Consider the following 17,986-nt stretch of genomic DNA (forward strand, 5'->3'; position numbering starts at 1 on the left):
GAACGAAAGAGACCGCAGGGAGTTGAACAATGGGCAATGTCCAGACCGCCGCCAGCGCAGGGGAATTGCTGTGGCGGCATACGCCGAGTGGCGAACTGGTCGATCTTGGCCGGCCGCACCGGGTGCCGTTGGGGCAGTTGCGTTTGCAGCGAGCGCCCAAGGGTATTTTGAGTCGGCGCGAAACCCTTCTGCTCGGTGTCCTCGCGCTGGTGGTGCATGGCGCGGTGATTTACTGGGTCAGCCAGAAACCGACGCCGGTGCTGCCGGTGGTGCCGCCGGAAATTCCGCCGATGACCATCGAGTTTTCGCGCCCGGCTCCGCCAGCGCCGCCGGTTGTTGCGCCGCCACCATCGGCGCCCGTGGTCGAGCCGCCACCGCCAGTGGAGGACGAGTTGGCGGTGAAACCGCCGCCGCCCAAGCCGATTCCCAAACCAAAACCGATGGTGAAACCGCCGCCCAAATCGGCGCCAAAGGCAGTAGAGCAACCGCCAGCGCCAGCGAAACCGATAGCGCCCGTCGCCGCACCAGCGCCGGCTGCGCCACCGGCACCGGCGCCCGTTACCCCGGCGTCAGCCAACGCCGCGTATCTGAAAAACCCGGCACCGGAATATCCGTCGCTGGCCCAGCGTCGCGGTTGGGAGGGCACGGTGTTGTTACGGGTGCATGTGTTGGCCAGCGGCAAACCGGGCGAGATTCAGATTGCCAAAAGCAGTGGTCGGCAACAGCTCGACGATGCGGCGCTGAATGCCGTCAAGCGCTGGAGTTTCGTCCCGGCCAAGCAGGGTGATGTCGCCCAGGACGGCTGGGTCAGCGTGCCCATCGATTTCAAGATTCATTAAACCGAAACCAAATTCGCGCGAAATGTTTACACGAGGGAACACATCATGACGTTACTGGCATCTCCACTGGAATCCATCGAAAGCGCGGTGATCTGGCTGCTGGTGGTTTTTTCCGTCGCCACTTGGGGTTTGGCACTGCTCAAGGCTGTGCAGTTCGGTCGTTTGAAAGCGCAGGATCGGCGCTTTCACAAACGTTTCTGGGCGGCGTCGAGCCTGGATGCCGCCGCCGAGTTGAGCGAAACCCAGCCCGGCGCCGCAGCGCGAGTGGCGCAGGCCGGTTATGCGGCGATCCAGGTGGGCGAGGCGCCGCAGGCAAATGACCTGAGCCAGGCGATCAACCATCAGGATCGCCTCGAACGCGCCTTGCGCCAGCAGATCGTGCGCGAGCGGCGTTCGCTGGAAACCGGTCTGGCGGTTGTCGCGAGTATCGGCAGCACCTCGCCGTTCATTGGTCTGTTTGGCACGGTGTGGGGAATCATGGAGGCCTTGAAAGGCATCAGCGCCGCCGGTTCGGCGAGCCTGGAAACGGTGGCCGGGCCGATCGGTGCGGCACTGGTCGCGACTGGCGTGGGGATCGCCGTCGCGGTGCCGGCGGTGCTGGTTTACAACTACTTTCTGCGTCGTCTGAAATTGACCGCGGCGGATCTCGATGACTTCGCCCACGACTTCTACAGCCTGGCGCAGAAGAGCGCGTTCCGCGTGCTGATCCACCCGACCGCACACAAGGTGGCAACGTCGGGCAACGCGGCAAAAGTGAAGGAGGCGTCCTGATATGGCCTTCTCCACGCAAGACACGGATGAGGTGCTCAGCGAAATCAACGTGACGCCGCTGGTAGACGTGATGCTGGTGCTGCTGGTGGTGTTTATCGTCACCGCGCCGCTGCTGACCAACGCGATCCCGATCAACCTGCCGAAGACCGAAGCGGTGGCACCGGTCGAGCAGAAGGATCCGCTGGTGGTGAGCATCGACGGCGCCGGCAAGCTGTTTATCAACAAGGACCAGATTCAGCCCGACTTGCTGGAATTCAACCTCAAGTCGGCCAAGGCCAAGGACCCGGAAGTGCGCGTGCAATTGCAGGCCGATGACGGGGTGAACTACGGCGAAGTGGCGCGAGCCATGGCTTCGATCGAACGGGCGGGGATTACCAAGTTGTCGGTGATTACTGCGCGGTGACAGGTTTTTGCTTTTCCGGGGCCGTCTCCTTGGCAGGGTGCGGCCCTTTTTTTATCCCGCGTTATTGCCACAACACACTCACCCTGTGGGAACGCCTCATATGCATTATGGGTATTAATAAATAGCTTCTTATTCCTTAACGAATATAACTCCCATCCCTATACTCGACCCGGAACAGACACGCCGCAGGAGAGCTTCCCCATGCGCAACGAATCAATCCGCTACCTGATTGTGCCGGGCTGGCAAGGATCGCCAGAAGATCATTGGCAAAGCCACTGGCAGAACAGCCTGCCGAACAGCGCGCGGGTCGAGCAGGCCGATTGGCTGACGCCGCGCCGTGAGGACTGGGTCGCCGCGCTGGCCGAAGCGATTGCCGCCGACAGCACGCCGGTCATTCTCATCGCTCACAGCCTCGGTTGCATCACCGTTGCTCACTGGGCGGCGACTGCGCCGTTGCAGTACCTGCGTCAGGTGCGCGGGGCGTTGCTGGTCGCGCCGGCCGATGTCGAGCGTCCTGCCTGCGCGCCAGCGCTGCGCAACTTCGCACCGATTCCGACGGACCTGTTGCCATTCCCCAGTCAGGTCGTCAGCTCCGACAACGACGCCGCCGTCAGTGCGCCGCGCGCATTGGAACTGGCGCGCAACTGGGGCGCGGAGGCGGGGATTCTCGCCGGGGCCGGGCACATCAACGTCAAGTCCGGGCATCAGCGTTGGGAGCAGGGATTTGCCTATCTCTATCGCCTGCAAAACCGTCTGGAACATCACGCCCGCCGTCGCGCCTGACCTTACTATTCAACGCCCCCGTCGGCTGGCGGTTTTGGGCGGGAGCCTGCCATGAGTCTCGAAACCTTCGGTCAGCCCTTGTTGACCTTTCCCGATGCGGAAAAAAGCCCCCTGAGCATTCGCGCCAAGGCGTTGGTGTTCGTCGACCCACGCTCGCGGCAATTGCGCGAGGAGTTGGAGCAGTTGGCTCCACGTGCGATTTCAGTGTTGATTCGCGGTGAGACTGGCACCGGTAAAGAGCTGCTCGCCCGGCATATCCACCGCGCCAGTGATCGCAGCGGGCTGTTCGTTTCGGTGAACTGCGGCGCGATCAGCCCGACCTACGCCGACGCCGAACTGTTCGGCTACGCCGCCGGCAGCTACAGCGGTTCGGCCAGCAGCCGCGCCGGCTGGTTCGGTTCGGCCAACGGCGGCACCTTGTACCTGGATGAAATCGGCGATCTGCCGCTGCCCATCCAGATCAAGTTGCTCGCGGCATTGGAAAACCACGAAGTCACCCGCGTCGGTGCGCATCAGCCGAGCCCGGTGGATGTGCGCCTGGTTGCGGCGACCAGCATCGATCTGGCCCAGGCCGTGGACGCCGGAAAATTCCACGAGCGGCTCTATCACTACCTCAGCGAGGGTCATCTGGAGCTGCCGGCGTTGCGCGCGCGCACCGGCGATATCCTCTCCCTCGCGGAGTATTTCCTCGGCATTTACAGCCAGCGTCTTGATCTGCCCGTGCCGCTGATCAGCGAAGCCGCTCAGCATGTACTCGAACAACACAGCTGGCCGGGCAACACTCGCGAACTGGAAAACGTCATCCACTTTGCCCTGCTGGTCAGCACCGGCGACGAAATCCTGCCGGAACATCTGAACCTGCCTGACGTGTCTGCGCCGCAGGTTCAGATCGAACGTCTGGTCAGGCAGACCCATATAGGTGGTAGCAGTGCAGAGCGTAAGGCCTTGAAAGACTGGCTGATTCGCTTGAGCGAGGCGGTGTGAGCGTTTTCTTCAACATGAACAAAATGGAATATGAAGCTGAATAAACGTTATTGTCCGGGAATAAAAAATCCGGGTATTGTCCGCCTCACGCCAGCGATATCACTTCACTGGCACACGTATTAAATGCCGTCGTCGATGACGACCGTGATTTTCGATAAGGACACTGCATGAAAAAGGTTCTGTTGTTTACCGCATTGGCGGCTGCTCTGACGGCTTCTTTCGCCAACGCCGGCGAGAAACTGGTAGTTGCCGCAACGCCGGTGCCCCACGCTGAAATCCTTGAGCTGATCAAACCGACCCTGGCCAAAGAGGGCGTGGATCTGGAAATCAAGGTTTTCACCGACTATGTGCAACCGAACGTACAGGTCGGCGAGAAGCGTCTGGACGCCAACTACTTCCAGACCCTGCCGTACCTGAACAGCTTCAACCAGGGCAAATACAAGGACGACAAATCCAAATATCTGGTGACCGTGCAGGGCGTCCACGTTGAACCGTTCGGTGGCTACTCGAGCAAGTACAAGACCCTGGCTGAACTGCCGGACGGCGCAACCATCGCCATCCCCAACGAAGGCAGCAACAGCGGCCGCGCCCTGATCCTGCTGCAGAAGGCCGGCCTGATCGAACTGAAAGATCCGAAAAACGCTCTGGCAACGCCGAAAGACATCGCCAAGAACCCGCATAACTTCAAGTTCAAGGAACTCGAATCGGCCCTGCTGCCGCGCGTGCTGAAGGAAGTTGATCTGGACATGATCAACACCAACTACGCGCTGGAAGCCAAGCTGAACCCGCAGAAAGATGCGCTGGTGATCGAAGGCGCTGACTCGCCATACGTGAACTTCCTGGTTGCCCGTGAGGACAACAAGAACAGCGACGCGATCCAGAAACTGGCCAAGGCCCTGACCAGCCCGGAAGTCAAAGCCTTCATCGAGAAGAAGTACAGCGGCGCGGTGTTGCCGGCGTTCTGATCTGACGCTTGAGTAAATCCGCTTCAGACATGAAAACGCCGATGGCCAGTGATGGTCATCGGCGTTTTTGTGTGTGCGTTTCAAGCCGTTGAAAAGATCGTTCCCACGCTCTGCGTGGGAATGCCTCATCGGACGCTCCGCGTTCGGCTCTTAATGGGACGCGGAGCGCCCCGGGCTGCATTCCTTTGCTGCGCGTGGGAACGATCAAAGGCTCAGCCCACCTGCGTCTTCAACGCCCGGCGCAACGCCCTGAGCAATTTCACGATGTCCTGCGGATCCAGCCGCTGCGGCACTTTTACGTCCATGTCTTTCTTCCTTGTGGTGAATGGGCCGGAGAGTCTGGCCAAAAGCTGTGGTTCCTTGGAGGTCTTTCGTGGAAAAAAGATCCGTCCTACAGCGCAAAGAAAAATAGCCGTCTTATTCCTTCCCGGCAAATCCACAGGATAGTTTTTTGGGTGATATCAATATGCTTTAAAGGTATTTAAATTATGGTTTTTATACCTATAAAGTCAGTGCCTGCCGGACGGCCATCCGCCGTCCATGGATTGCATCATCGCCGCTTACCAAGCAGCGTCAGGACGCTTCATGACTTTCGACTACGCCTTTATCCTCAGCACTCTGCCGGCTTTTCTCAAAGCCGTCGGCGTGACTCTGCAGGTCGGTTTGATTGCGATCGCCACTTCGCTGCTGGTGGCGCTGCTCAACGCGACGATTCTGGTGTTTCGCACGCCATACCTGCAGAAAATGGTCGGCCTCTACGTAGAGCTGGCGCGCAACACGCCGTTGCTGATTCAGCTGTTCTTCGTCTACTTCGCGTTGCCGGCAGTGGGGATCCGGGTTTCCGGTTTCACTGCGGCAATCATCACCATGACTTTTCTCGGCGGCGCCTACCTCACCGAAGTGCTGCGCGCCGGCGTCGATGCGGTGCCCCAGGCACAACTGGAATCCGGGCGGTCGATTGGCCTGTCCCACGGCCAGTTGCTGCGCTATGTGATCCTGCCGCAGGCGGGCATCCTCAGCCTGCCGTCGCTGTTCGCCAATTTCATCTTCCTGCTCAAGGAAACCACCGTGGTTTCGGCCGTGGCGGTGCCGGAAATCCTCTACACCACCAAGAGCTATATCGCGCTCTACTACAAAACCTACGAAATGCTCGCCGTGCTGACGCTGATCTGCGTGCTGCTGTTCTTGCCGCTGTCGCTGTTGCTCAGCCGTCTGGAAAGGAGGCTCCAGCATGGCCAGTTCGGGCCTTGAACTGCTGTGGGTGTCGTTGCCGCAACTGGCAAAAGGCGCCGGGCAAACGTTGTCGATCTCGTTTCTGAGCATCGCCATCAGCACGATCGGCGGTGTGCTCTACGGTGTTCTGCGCACTTTGAACGTAACGTGGTTGAACGCGGTTTTGCGTATGTATCTGGAGCTGTTCCGGGCAATTCCGGTGCTGGTCTGGTTGTATCTGCTGTTCTTCGGTCTGCCGATTTTCTTCGGTCTGAGCCTGCCGAGCTTCTGGTGCGCGGTGCTGGTGCTGTCGCTGTGGGGCGCCAGCGAAGTTGGCGAGGTAGCGCGCGGTGCGCTGCATTCGTTGCCGCGCGGACAGCGTGAAGCGGGGCTGTCGATCGGCCTCAATGCGGCCCAACTCTATGGCTACGTGCTGCTGCCGCAAGCGCTCAAGCGCATGACGCCGCCGACCATCAATGTTTATACGCGGATCATCAAGACCAGTTCCCTGGCGGTACTGATCGGCGTCGTAGATGTGATCAAGGTCGGTCAGCAGATCATCGAGCGCACCTACGAATCGGTACTGATTTACGGTGCGCTGTTCCTGTTTTTCTTTTTCATCTGCTACCCGCTTTCGGCCGCTTCGCGCGTGCTGGAGCGGCGCTGGACGCAAGCATGAGCGCACTGATCAAGTTTCACGGGTTCAACAAATTCTATGGCGCGCAGCAGGTGCTCGACGGCATTGACCTGCAAGTGCAGAGCGGCGAAGTACTCGTCATTCTTGGTCCCAGCGGTTGCGGCAAAAGTACTTTGCTGCGTTGCCTCAATGGTCTGGAAGAGGCCCACAGCGGCAGCCTGAAATTCCTCGACCGAGAGCTGTTGGACAAGGCCACTGACTGGCGCGAAATTCGCCAGCAGATCGGCATGGTGTTCCAGAGTTATCACCTGTTCCCGCATATGAGCGTGCTCGACAATCTGCTGCTCGGCCCGCTCAAGGTGCAGAAGCGTCAGCGCCGCGAAGCGCAACAGCAGGCTGAAGCCCTGCTTGAGCGTGTTGGCCTGCTGGACAAGCGCGATGCTTTCCCGCGTGAGCTCTCCGGCGGCCAGCAGCAACGCATCGCCATTGTTCGCTCGCTGTGCATGAATCCACGGGTCATGCTCTTCGACGAAGTCACCGCCGCCCTCGACCCGGAAATGGTCAAGGAAGTGCTGCAAGTCATTCAGGGTCTGGCTCGCGAAGGCATGACCCTGCTGATCGTCACTCACGAAATGGCCTTCGCCCGCGCGGTGGCCGACCGCATCGTGTTCATGGATGCCGGGCGCATCCTCGAACAATCCCCACCCGAGATTTTCTTTACGAACCCGCAAACCGCACGCGCGCAGCAGTTTCTGGAGAAGTTCTCCTTCGTTGCCACATCGCCAGAATCGAATCCGAAAAAGGAACTGGAACTGCTATGAAAACTGCCGCTTTGTTACTGCCCCTGCTCAGCCTCGCCTTGCTTGCCGGTTGCGGTAAGACCGAAGAGCCACCAAAGCCGAAAGTCGCCAGCGAAAGCCCCGCGCCCTCGGGTTATCTGGACAAGATCAAGGCCCGCGACAAATTGATCGTTGGTGTATTTACCGACAAGCCCCCGTTCGGTTTCGTCGATGAGGCCGGGCGCTACGTCGGCTTCGACACCGACATTGGCCGGCGCTTCGCCAAGGATCTGCTCGGCGACGAAAACAAGGTCGAGTTCGTCGCCGTCGAGCCGGCCAGTCGCATTCCATTTTTGCAGAGCGACAAGGTCGACCTGATCCTCGCCAACATGACCGTCACCCCGGAACGCAAGGAAGCGGTGGAATTCACCAACCCGAACCTCAAGGTGGCCGTGCAGGCGCTGGTGCCGCAGGGCAGTTCAGTGAAAAAACTGGATGATCTGGCGACGCGCACCACGATTGTCACCACCGGCACCACCGCGGATATCTGGCTGACCAAAAACCACCCGGACTGGAAACTGCTCAAGTTCGAGAAAAACTCCGAGTCGCTGCAAGCCCTGGCCAATGGTCGTGGCGATGCTTACGCGCAGGACAATCTGGTGCTGTTCAGCTGGGCCAAGCAGAACCCGGGCTATCGCGTGCTCGAGGAAAAGCTCGGAGCCGAGGCGCCGATTGCGCCGGCAGTGAAAAAGGGCAATCTCGAGTTGCGTGATTGGGTCAACAGCGAATTGGCCAAATTGGGCGAGGAGAAGTACCTGCTCAAGCTGTATGACCAATATGTGCGCAAAGAACTGAGTGATGACACCCGGCCTGAGAGTGTGATTGTTGAAGGGGGCAAGTGGCAGGGGTGATTGCCTGTTGATCGTTCCCACGCTCTGCGTGGGAATGCCTCCAGGGACGCTCCGCGTCCAGTGACGCAGAGCGTCACGGGCTGCATTCCCACGCAGAGCGTGGGAACGATCGAATGGGCTAGTCTGGCCAATGCCACGCCGGCTCATCCAGCACCCGCTGCCCCACGATCCCGGTCTGGCCCAGCGTCTTCTCCAGCACGATGCAGTTGCATTCCGGGTCTTCCTGCAACGCCGAGATCAGTCGCCGTGCATGCGACACCACCCACACCTGACACTGCTCCGAAGCGCGAATGATCAGCCGCGCCAGCGCCGGCAGCAGGTCTGGGTGCAGGCTGGTTTCCGGTTCGTTGAGCACCATTAGTGTCGGCGGTCGCGGTGTCAGCAACGCCGCAACCAGCAGCAGATAGCGCAAGGTTCCGTCTGACAATTCCGCCGCCGACAATGGCCGCAACAAGCCTTCCTGATAAAACTCGATAGCGAAGCGTCCACCGGCCAACGGCGCGATTTTCAGTCGCGCGCCGGGAAACGCATCGCTGATCGCCGCTGTTAACGCCTGCGGATCGCCAATCTCGATAATCGTCTGCAAGGCCGCCGCCAGATCGCGGCCGTCGTGGTGCAGCACCGGCGTGCGAGTGCCCAGTTGCGGCTGACGCACCGGCGCGTCGGCATCGCTGCGAAAGTGATCATAAAAGCGCCAGCGGCGGATGAATTCGCGCATCTGGAATACTTCCGGCGAGCTGCGCAGATTGCCGACCTGGTCGAACAGGCTGTCGAAGTTCGGCGTGTGTTGCGCCAGCACATCCCAGGCGCGACCTTCGCGGGCGCGGATCATCGGACCGTTGCGATCGACCAGCAGGCTCGCCGGGCGGAACACCGGGCCGGCCCAGATGCATTCCCGCTTGATTTCCGGGTCGAGGGCAAAGCATGAAGTGCTCGGCTCCGGCAGGCCCAGGCCGATGGCGTAGCTGAAATCCTCGCCGGCGAATCCCAGTCGCAAGCGCTTGGCGCCGTGGCGCACCGTCGGCTCGATCGCCACCTCACCGTTGCGCATGCGTCGACTGATGGTTTCCGGTCCGGCCCAGAACGTCGAGTCCAGCCCGCCTTCACGCGCCAGCGCATTGACCACGCCGCCCTGGGCGGTTTCCGCCAGCAGGCGCAAGGCGCGGTAGAGGTTGGACTTGCCGCTGCCGTTGGGCCCGGTAATCAGGTTCAGGCGCCCGAGCGGAATCACCAATTTGTTGATTGAGCGGTAATTGGCCACCGCCAGGGTGTTGAGCATGAAATCCTTCTCCGGGTCACTGCGATACGCGGGCAGCATACCTTTAATGAGATAAATCTGGTGTTGGCGCCCGCAACCGTGGAACCCTGTTCTAAGCTCTGAAGTCGTATCGTCTCGACAGCAGCATTTAAGGCCAAGGAGTGTGCATGGCGGGTCCCGGATTGAAAGTGCTGATGGCCGTGAGCGCCATGGCGTTGCTCACCGCATGCGGCGACAAGAAACCTGCTCAGGAATACTTGCCACGGGTCTTTGTGCAAGAGGTCGAACCGGCCAACTACGCCGCCGCGGTGACCCTCACCGGTGATGTGCAGGCGCGGGTGCAGACCCAGTTGTCATTCCGCGTCGGCGGCAAGATCATCCAGCGCATGGTCGATGTCGGCGACCGCGTCACCGCCAAGCAGGTGCTGGCCAAACTCGATCCGAAAGATTTGCAGACCAACGTCGATTCCGCTCAGGCCCAGGTCGTCGCCGAACAGGCCCGCGTGAAGCAGGCAGCAGCAGCGTTCGTCCGTCAGCAAAAACTCCTGCCCAAGGGTTACACCAGCCAGAGCGAATACGATTCGGCACAAGCCGCGCTGCGCAGCAGCCAGAGCGCATTGAGCGCGGCGCAGGCGCAGCTGGCCAACGCCAAGGACCAGCTCAGCTACACCGCGCTGATCGCCGATGCACCCGGGGTGATCACCGAGCGCCAGGCCGAAGTCGGCCAAGTGGTGCAGGCCACCGCGCCGATTTTCAGCCTCGCCCGCGATGGCGACCGCGACGCGGTGTTCAATGTCTATGAATCGCTGCTGGCCGAGCGGCCGTCCGATCGCTCGATCGTAGTCAGCCTGCTCGACAACCCCGAGATCAAAACCACCGGCACCGTGCGTGAGATCACGCCATCGGTGTCGGCGCAATCGGGCACCGTGCAGGTCAAGGTCAGCCTCGACAAGCTGCCGCCGGGCATGCAGCTCGGTTCGGTGGTCAGTGCCACCGCCAAGGGCACCGGCAAATCGGCGGTGGAACTGCCCTGGTCGGCGCTGACGAAAAACATCAGCGACCCGGCGGTATGGCTGGTCGATGACAAGGGCGAGGCGCAGTTGCATACGGTCACGGTCGGTCGCTACCTGACCGGCAAAGTGATCATCAGCGAAGGTCTCAAGGGCGGCGAGAAAGTCATTGTCGCCGGCGGCCAGTTGCTGCACCCCGGCATGAAAGTCGAGATTGCCGAAAACACCTACAAGGATCTGCAACCGGGAGCGCAGCCATGAAGCGCCTCGGCCTGTTGTGCATGGCGCTGCTGCTGGGCGCTTGTTCGGAAAAGGAAACGCCGCCGGAACCGGTACGTCCGGTGCTGTCGGTCACGGTCAAAGCGCTGAACGAAGAAAGTCTCGGGCGCTTTGCCGGCAGCATTCAGGCGCGTTACGAGAGCAACACCGGTTTCCGCGTCGGTGGACGCATCGCCAGTCGCAACGTCGATGTCGGCGCCGAGGTGCAGAAGGGCACGTTGCTTGCCACCCTCGATCCGTCCGACCAGCAGAACCAGTTACGTTCGGCGCAGGGCGATCTGGCGAGAATCCAGGCGCAACTGATCAACGCCCAGGCCAATGCACGTCGTCAGCAAGCGCTGTTCGATCGCGGCGTCGGTGCGCAGGCGCAACTGGACGTCGCCAATACCGATCTGAAAACCACTCAGGCCTCGCTTGATCAGGCACGCGCGGCGGTCAGCCAGAGCAAGGATCAACTGAGCTACACCGAGCTGCGCTCCGATCACAAAGCCGTGGTCACCGCGTGGAACGCCGAAGCCGGGCAAGTGGTAACTGCCGGGCAACAAGTGGTGACGCTGGCGCAACCGGACATCAAGGAAGCGGTGATCGATCTGCCCGATACCCTGGTCGATCAGTTGCCCAGCGACGTGGTGTTCTCGGTGGCTGCGCAGCTCGACCCGAGCATCAACACCACGGCGATCATCCGCGAGATCGAACCCCAGGCACAAAGCGCCACACGCACCCGTCGCGCGCGCCTGACCCTGTCGGAAACGCCGGACGGTTTCCGCCTCGGCACCGCGATCAGCGTGACCCTCAGCTCTGCGATCAAACCGCGCATCGAACTGCCGCTGACGGCGTTGCAGGAAATCGACGGCAAAACCCGCATCTGGGTGATCGACACGCAGAACAAAACCGTCAACCCGCGCGACGTCAGCGTAGTCAGCCGTGGCGACAACAGCGTGGTGCTGGCCGGTGGCGTGCAGAATGGCGAGCGCGTGGTCAGCGCCGGCGTCAACAGTCTCAAACCCGGACAATCGGTAAAACTTGACGAGGACAGTCAATGAAAGGCTCTTTCAACCTCTCCGAATGGGCCCTCAAGCACCAGTCTTTCGTGTGGTACCTGATGTTCGTCGGGCTGCTGATGGGGGTGTTTTCGTACTTCAATCTCGGCCGCGAAGAGGACCCGTCGTTCACCATCAAGACCATGGTGATCCAGACCAAATGGCCGGGCGCGACCCAGGAAGAAACCCTCAAGCAGGTCACCGACCGCATCGAGAAAAAACTCGAAGAGCTCGATTCCCTCGACTACGTGAAAAGCTACACCCGCCCCGGCGAATCGACGGTTTACGTGTACCTGCGCGACACCACCAGCGCTGAGGACATTCCGCAAATCTGGTACCAGGTGCGCAAGAAGATCGACGATATTCGCGGCCAGTTTCCCCAGGGCATTCAGGGGCCGGGATTCAATGATGAGTTCGGTGACGTGTACGGCTCGGTCTACGCCTTCACCGCCGATGGCCTGACCATGCGCCAGTTGCGCGATTACGTGGAACAGGCGCGCGCAGAAATCCGCAGCGTGCCGGGGCTGGGCAAGATCGAAATGGTCGGCCAGCAGGACGAAACGATTTACCTGAATTTCTCCACGCGCAAACTCGCCGCACTGGGTATCGACCAGCGCCAGGTGGTGCAGAGCCTGCAATCGCAGAACGCGGTGACTCCGGCCGGGGTGATCGAGGCGGGGCCGGAGCGGATCTCCGTGCGCACCTCGGGCCAGTTCGAGTCGGAGAAGGATCTGGCCGAGGTCAATCTCAAACTCAATGATCGCTTCTATCGTCTGGCCGACATCGCCGAGATCAGCCGTGGCTACGTCGATCCGGCGACACCGGAATTCCGCTTCGACGGCAAACCGGCGATCGGCCTGGCGATTGCCATGCAGAAGGGCGGCAACGTTCAGGAATTCGGAAAGGCGCTGCACGAGCGCATCGACCAGCTCACCGCTGACTTGCCTGTCGGCGTCGGCGTGCACACCGTTTCCGATCAGGCGGTGGTGGTGGAAGAGGCCGTCGGCGGTTTCACCAGCGCGCTGTTCGAAGCGGTCATCATCGTGCTGGTGGTGAGTTTCATCAGCCTCGGCGTGCGCGCCGGTCTGGTGGTGGCCTGCTCGATTCCGCTGGTGCTGGCCATGGTCTTCGTGTTCATGGAATACAGCGGCATCACCATGCAGCGGATTTCCCTCGGCGCGCTGATCATTGCCCTCGGCCTGCTGGTGGACGACGCGATGATCACCGTGGAAATGATGGTTACGCGGCTGGAAATGGGCGAGAGCAAGGAGCAGGCGGCGACGTTCGCCTACACCTCGACGGCATTCCCGATGCTTACCGGTACGCTGGTGACTGTCGCCGGTTTTGTGCCCATCGGCCTCAACGCCAGTTCGGCGGGTGAATATACGTTCACGCTGTTCGCGGTGATCGCGGTGGCGATGATCGTCTCGTGGGTGGTCGCGGTGTTCTTCGCACCAGTGATCGGCGTGCACATCCTCAGCGACAAGGTGAAAGCCCACGATGCCGAGCCGGGTCGTGTTGGCCGGGCGTTCAACGGTGGTCTGTTGTGGGCCATGCGAAATCGTTGGTGGGCGATCGGCGTCACTGTGCTGTTGTTCGTGCTGGCGGTGTTCTGCATGCGTTTCGTGCAGAACCAGTTCTTCCCCGCTTCGGACCGTCCGGAAATTCTGGTCGACCTGAACCTGCCGCAAAACGCCTCCATCGATGAAACCCGCAAAGCGGTGGACAAGCTCGAAGCGACGCTCAAGGGCGACCCGGACATCGTGCGCTGGAGCACTTACATCGGTCAGGGCGCGATCCGTTTCTACCTGCCGCTGGACCAGCAATTGCAGAACCCGTACTACGCGCAACTGGTGATCGTCAGCAAGGACTTCGAAGCCCGCGAGGCACTCAGCCAGCGCCTGCGCGAACGGTTGCACAAAGACTTCGTCGGCATCGGCAGCTACGTGCAGGCTCTGGAAATGGGCCCGCCGGTGGGGCGTCCGATTCAGTATCGAGTCAGCGGCAAAGATGTCGATCAGGTGCGCAAACATGCCATCGACCTGGCCACTGAACTGGACAAGAACCCGCACATCGGCGAGATCATCTACGACTGGAACGAGCCGGGCAAAGTCCTGCGCATCGACATCGCCCAGGACAAGGCGCGGCAACTCGGGCTGTCCTCAGAAGATGTGGCCAACCTGATGAACAGCATTGTCAGCGGCTCGCCGTTGACCCAGGTCGATGACGATATCTACCTGATCAACGTGGTCGGTCGCGCGGTGGATTCCGAACGCGGCACGCCGGAAACCCTGCAGAACCTGCAGATCGTCACGCCGAGCGGCACCTCGATTCCGCTGCTGGCGTTCGCCACCGTGCGCTATGAACTGGAACAGCCGTTGGTGTGGCGTCGTGACCGCTTGCCGACCATCACCATCAAGGCCTCGGTGCGTGACGAGATTCAGCCGACCGATCTGGTGAAATTGCTCAAGCCGTCGATCGACGCTTTTGCCTCGAAGCTGCCGGTCGGCTACAAGGTCGCCACCGGCGGTACGGTCGAGGAAAGCGGCAAGGCCCAGGGGCCGATTGCCAAGGTGCTGCCGCTGATGCTGTTCCTCATGGCGACGTTCCTGATGATTCAGTTGCACAGCGTGCAGAAGATGTTCCTGGTCGCCAGTGTTGCGCCGCTGGGGTTGATCGGCGTGGTCCTGGCGCTGGTGCCGACGGGCACGCCGATGGGCTTCGTGGCGATCCTCGGGATTCTCGCGCTGATCGGCATCATCATCCGCAACTCGGTGATTCTGGTGACGCAGATCGATGAGTTCGAGCAGAAAGGCTATGCGCCGTGGGATGCAGTCGTGGAAGCGACCGAACACCGACGCCGGCCGATCCTGCTGACCGCAGCGGCGGCGAGCATGGGCATGATCCCGATCGCCCGCGAAGTGTTCTGGGGGCCGATGGCCTACGCGATGATTGGCGGCATCGTCGTGGCGACGCTGCTGACGCTGCTGTTTCTGCCGGCGCTGTATGTGGCCTGGTACAAGATTCGCGAACCGCAGAAGGATGAAAAGCCGGCGCAGTGAGCTAGCCCCTGCGATCTTTGGGAAAGGTCTGACTTACAGGGTGAGCTGACTGCGCTAACGTCCCTTCTTCATTCGAAGAGGGACGTGCCATGTCGACTGTTTCCGGCTGGTTACGCGGATGGTTGCTGCTCGCTGGCTTGAGCCTGTCGCCGGCACTACTGGCCGAAGTGCTGCTGGAAAACCAGCTTTGGCGGGTGCAGGTCGATCCTGCGACGCTGGCGGTGCGCGTTGAAGCTGCCGGCGCTGCGCCGGTGCAGGCCTCGGCCGGTGTGCTGCGGCACAAGGTCAGCGACATGGTCAGGCGCGGCAATCGCATCGATTGGCAATGGGACGATGGGCGCTGGTTGCTCAGTGTTGACCTGAATCAGCGTGACCTGACGTTTTCGATTACGGCTAGCTCGCCCTCGCAGATCGAGTTTATTCATCAGCCCGCCAGTGCAATGGGCCAGGCGCTGATCTGGCCGCTTGCCGAAGGGCGCTACGTGCCGCGCGGTGACCGGGTGTGGCAGAAGTTCCTGCTCGCGCAGGGCGCGCTCGATACCACCCAGGACTTGAGCCTGCCGCTTTGGGGGATGGAGTACGAGAAGTTCAGCCTGCACTGGTTGCTGACCAATCCTTACAACAACCAACTGCGCTTCAAGGCCAATGGCGATGCGCTGGGGCTGTCGGCCCGGCATCGATTCACATCGCTTGAACCCTCAAAACCGCTGACCTTCAGCCTGTTTCTCGGGACTCTCGATTCCTTGGCTGGGGCCAAGCGCTACAAGCAGTGGCTCATCGATAGCGATCAATTTGAAACCTTGGCGAACAAGCTGATCAAGACCCCGCAAACCGCCAAGCTGATCGGTGCCGCGCATGTCTATCTATGGGGCAACGACCTGCTCGGCCCTGACGATGTGCGCAACTGGCCGCTGCTGATTGCCCGGTTGCGCGGCTCGGGTGTGCTGGTCAGTGAACTTCGGGCAGCGATGGATCCTGAAGCGCTGCGGTTGCTCGCCAGCGAGACCGTACTCAATCGCTATCAGCAGACTGTGATGCTGCGCAGTCTCAATCGCGCGCTGAACGTTCAGGCGCGCAAAACCTGGCAGGCGCGTGCGGTGCCGGACATGCAGGCGCTGGTCAACGGGTACGCTGAGGTGCGCGAGCAGCTGGCCGATGTTCTGAAGGGTACGCTGGCGCCTGATCCTGCGCGCTGGGGGCGCACCTTGTCGCGGCGAACCATTGAACGCTTGCAGAGCGCTGGACTTTCGCGTTTATGGCTTGGGCTCGGCGAGGGCTGGGAAGGTGGACTCTGGCACCCGGAGGCGGTGCGCGCCGCCGTCTCTGCGGGGTATCTGATTGCCCCCTATGACTCCTACGAAACCGCGTTGCGCGAGGACGAAAATCCGGACTGGACCACCGCGCACCTCGGCGATCGGGCCAATACCGAGTGTGCGATCGTGGAGCAAAACGGTGCGCTGAAAAGCGGGTTTCAGCAGTCCGGTCACTATACCGATCCGCGATGTGTGCGACCGTTGCTTGAGCGGCGCATCGATGCAATCCAGAAGGTTGCCGGGTTCAACAGCTGGTTTCTCGATGCCTATGCCGCTGGGATGCTCTTTGACAGTTATCGTCCCGGCGCACCGATGACCCAGGCGCAGAATGCCGCGGGCAATGTTGCAGCATCGCGCTGGATCAACGAGGTGTTGCAGCTGCCGAGCGGCTCCGAGGATGGCAATGCCGCCACCGCTCAGGGGGTTTTGTTCGCACATGGCATGCAGACGCCAGTGATCGGCTGGGGCGATCGCGACATGCAGCAGCCGGGCACAGCGGACTTTTTCGTCGGCCAATGGTATCCGCCGGAGCAGCCTGCGGTGTTCTTCAAACCGACCCGGTTGAAGGCTGACTACCGACGCGTTCATTTCGCCCCCGCCAGCCGTTTACCGTTGTATCAGGCGGTGTTCCACGGCTCTGTCATCACCAGTCATCACTGGTTGTTCGATAACCTGAAACTGAGCGACGTGCGGGTGGAAAACGAGCTCACGCAGTTGCTCTACAACGTACCGCCGCTGTACCACCTGAGTGCGGCCAGCCTTGATCAGCGCTTGCCGTTGATCGTGCGTCAGGATCGTTTCTTTCGTCCGCTGCACGAACGTCTGGCGACGCAAGCGCTGACCGCTTTTGACTGGTTGAGCGAGGATCGCCTGTTCCAGCAGACGACGTTTGCCGACGGCACGCGACTGCTGGCCAATTTCGACGCCGCTCCACGCAACTGGCAGGGCCGGACGTTACCGGGACACAGCATGACTGCACTATTTGCGGACGGCAGCGACAGCCAGTATCAGGTACAAGCGGCGCGCTGATTCAGACTTTGCGCCACACGCTCGCCAGCCACGGCTGCTGTTCGCGCGGCAACCCCGCAGGCCGGTAATAATGCTCCAGCTCGACAAAACCCGCCGCCGTCAGCAACCCGCGCCAGGCCTCGAGATCGTGATACGAGCCATAGCGCGGCCCGTTCCAGCCCTCTTGGTTGTCGCCACGCGGATTGGAACTGAACAGCGCGCCACCCGGTTTCAAGGTGCCGTGCAGTTGCCGTAGCACTTGCGGCAACACCTGCAACGGCACATGAAACAGCACGGCATTGGCGAAGATGCCGTCGAAGCGCTCGGCCGGCAGATCAAGCTTGAGAAAGTCCTGCTGCCAGACTTCGCAACCGCTGTCCTGGCGGGCCATGCGCGCGAATTCCTGTGAGCCATCAAGGCCGATCGCGACGTGGCCCATGCGCGTGAAGGTTTGCAAATCCCGGCCCGGACCGCAGCCGAAATCGAGAATCGAGAAGGGTGCTTCACCGTGAATGTGGCGCAGCAAGGCCTCGATGTTCTGGCTGACATCGTGGTCGCGAGTGCCTTCGCGGAAATCCTCAGCCACCGAGTTGTAGTGACCGAGGGTAGTGGCGGTGATCTGTTCGAGGTCGCTGGGCGTTTGCTTCATGATCGATGCTGTATTGGCGGTGTGAGGGCGGACTATAAGCTTTTTCACCGGCAAAAAAACGCCGCCTGCGCTGGGGCCAGTGC

16 protein-coding genes are annotated in these 17,986 nt (G+C 61.1%); 14 read left to right on the forward strand and 2 right to left on the reverse strand.

Going from position 1 to position 17,986, the window contains the following annotated elements; translation table 11 throughout:
- Window positions 1-29 precede the first annotated feature (29 nt).
- From J5M66_RS15290 to J5M66_RS15335, 10 genes are all read left to right on the forward strand, one after another.
- Entirely contained in the window at window positions 30-839 is an 810-nt protein-coding gene (locus J5M66_RS15290) for an energy transducer TonB (RefSeq protein WP_207808047.1), read from the forward strand.
- 45 nt (window positions 840-884) lie between these two features.
- The gene (locus J5M66_RS15295; RefSeq protein WP_041477454.1) at window positions 885-1,610 is read left to right on the forward strand and encodes a MotA/TolQ/ExbB proton channel family protein; all 726 of its coding nucleotides are present in this window, start codon (window positions 885-887) and stop codon (window positions 1,608-1,610) included.
- A gap of 1 nt (window position 1,611) precedes the next feature.
- Window positions 1,612-2,013, forward strand: a complete 402-nt coding sequence (locus J5M66_RS15300) for a biopolymer transporter ExbD (protein ID WP_024011153.1) — start codon at window positions 1,612-1,614, stop codon at window positions 2,011-2,013.
- Between the two features lie 201 nt (window positions 2,014-2,214).
- On the forward strand, window positions 2,215-2,796 hold the full coding sequence (locus J5M66_RS15305; RefSeq protein WP_007918704.1) for an alpha/beta hydrolase: 582 nt from the start codon (window positions 2,215-2,217) through the stop codon (window positions 2,794-2,796).
- Window positions 2,797-2,847: 51 nt separating this feature from the next.
- Window positions 2,848-3,780 carry a sigma 54-interacting transcriptional regulator gene (locus J5M66_RS15310; protein WP_123444099.1) on the forward strand — a complete coding sequence of 311 codons (933 nt, stop codon included), beginning with the start codon at window positions 2,848-2,850 and terminating at the stop codon, window positions 3,778-3,780.
- Window positions 3,781-3,947: 167 nt separating this feature from the next.
- Complete coding sequence (locus tag J5M66_RS15315; protein WP_016772222.1) at window positions 3,948-4,745, forward strand: MetQ/NlpA family ABC transporter substrate-binding protein; 798 nt, start codon at window positions 3,948-3,950, stop codon at window positions 4,743-4,745.
- 585 nt (window positions 4,746-5,330) lie between these two features.
- Window positions 5,331-5,996: an amino acid ABC transporter permease gene (locus tag J5M66_RS15320; protein ID WP_207808046.1), complete on the forward strand. Its 666-nt coding sequence runs from the start codon at window positions 5,331-5,333 to the stop codon at window positions 5,994-5,996.
- Window positions 5,977-6,636, forward strand: a complete 660-nt coding sequence (locus J5M66_RS15325; protein ID WP_122611160.1) for an amino acid ABC transporter permease — start codon at window positions 5,977-5,979, stop codon at window positions 6,634-6,636. Before J5M66_RS15320 ends, J5M66_RS15325 begins: the two co-directional genes overlap by 20 nt.
- Complete coding sequence (locus tag J5M66_RS15330; RefSeq protein WP_110602233.1) at window positions 6,633-7,415, forward strand: amino acid ABC transporter ATP-binding protein; 783 nt, start codon at window positions 6,633-6,635, stop codon at window positions 7,413-7,415. Before J5M66_RS15325 ends, J5M66_RS15330 begins: the two co-directional genes overlap by 4 nt.
- Window positions 7,412-8,284, forward strand: a complete 873-nt coding sequence (locus J5M66_RS15335; RefSeq protein WP_122611158.1) for a transporter substrate-binding domain-containing protein — start codon at window positions 7,412-7,414, stop codon at window positions 8,282-8,284. Before J5M66_RS15330 ends, J5M66_RS15335 begins: the two co-directional genes overlap by 4 nt.
- Before the next feature lie 118 nt (window positions 8,285-8,402).
- Here the strand turns inward: J5M66_RS15335 and J5M66_RS15340 are convergent, their stop codons facing one another.
- Window positions 8,403-9,563, reverse strand: coding sequence for an AAA family ATPase (locus tag J5M66_RS15340; RefSeq protein WP_122698835.1), 1,161 nt, complete (start codon window positions 9,561-9,563; stop codon window positions 8,403-8,405).
- A 146-nt stretch (window positions 9,564-9,709) separates the two neighbouring features.
- Between J5M66_RS15340 and J5M66_RS15345 the strand changes: the two genes are divergently transcribed.
- The 4 genes from J5M66_RS15345 to J5M66_RS15360 all read left to right on the forward strand — a co-directional run bounded on the left by J5M66_RS15345 (window position 9,710) and on the right by J5M66_RS15360 (window position 17,275).
- Window positions 9,710-10,813 carry an efflux RND transporter periplasmic adaptor subunit gene (locus J5M66_RS15345; protein WP_024011162.1) on the forward strand — a complete coding sequence of 368 codons (1,104 nt, stop codon included), beginning with the start codon at window positions 9,710-9,712 and terminating at the stop codon, window positions 10,811-10,813.
- Window positions 10,810-11,874 carry an efflux RND transporter periplasmic adaptor subunit gene (locus J5M66_RS15350; RefSeq protein WP_024011163.1) on the forward strand — a complete coding sequence of 355 codons (1,065 nt, stop codon included), beginning with the start codon at window positions 10,810-10,812 and terminating at the stop codon, window positions 11,872-11,874. Before J5M66_RS15345 ends, J5M66_RS15350 begins: the two co-directional genes overlap by 4 nt.
- Window positions 11,871-14,933, forward strand: a complete 3,063-nt coding sequence (locus tag J5M66_RS15355) for an efflux RND transporter permease subunit (protein WP_024011164.1) — start codon at window positions 11,871-11,873, stop codon at window positions 14,931-14,933. The genes J5M66_RS15350 and J5M66_RS15355 overlap by 4 nt, the downstream gene beginning before the upstream one ends.
- An 89-nt stretch (window positions 14,934-15,022) precedes the next feature.
- Window positions 15,023-17,275, forward strand: a complete 2,253-nt coding sequence (locus J5M66_RS15360; protein ID WP_207808045.1) for a glycoside hydrolase — start codon at window positions 15,023-15,025, stop codon at window positions 17,273-17,275.
- Window position 17,276: 1 nt separating this feature from the next.
- On the opposite strand, the gene J5M66_RS15365 is transcribed toward J5M66_RS15360, so the two are convergent.
- A complete protein-coding gene (locus tag J5M66_RS15365) occupies window positions 17,277-17,903 on the reverse strand; it encodes a class I SAM-dependent methyltransferase (protein ID WP_016772211.1) in 627 nt (208 codons plus the stop codon).
- Window positions 17,904-17,986 lie beyond the last annotated feature (83 nt).

It is taken from the genome of Pseudomonas sp. 67(2021) (genome assembly GCF_017491835.1).
Taxonomy (GTDB): domain Bacteria; phylum Pseudomonadota; class Gammaproteobacteria; order Pseudomonadales; family Pseudomonadaceae; genus Aquipseudomonas; species Aquipseudomonas atacamensis.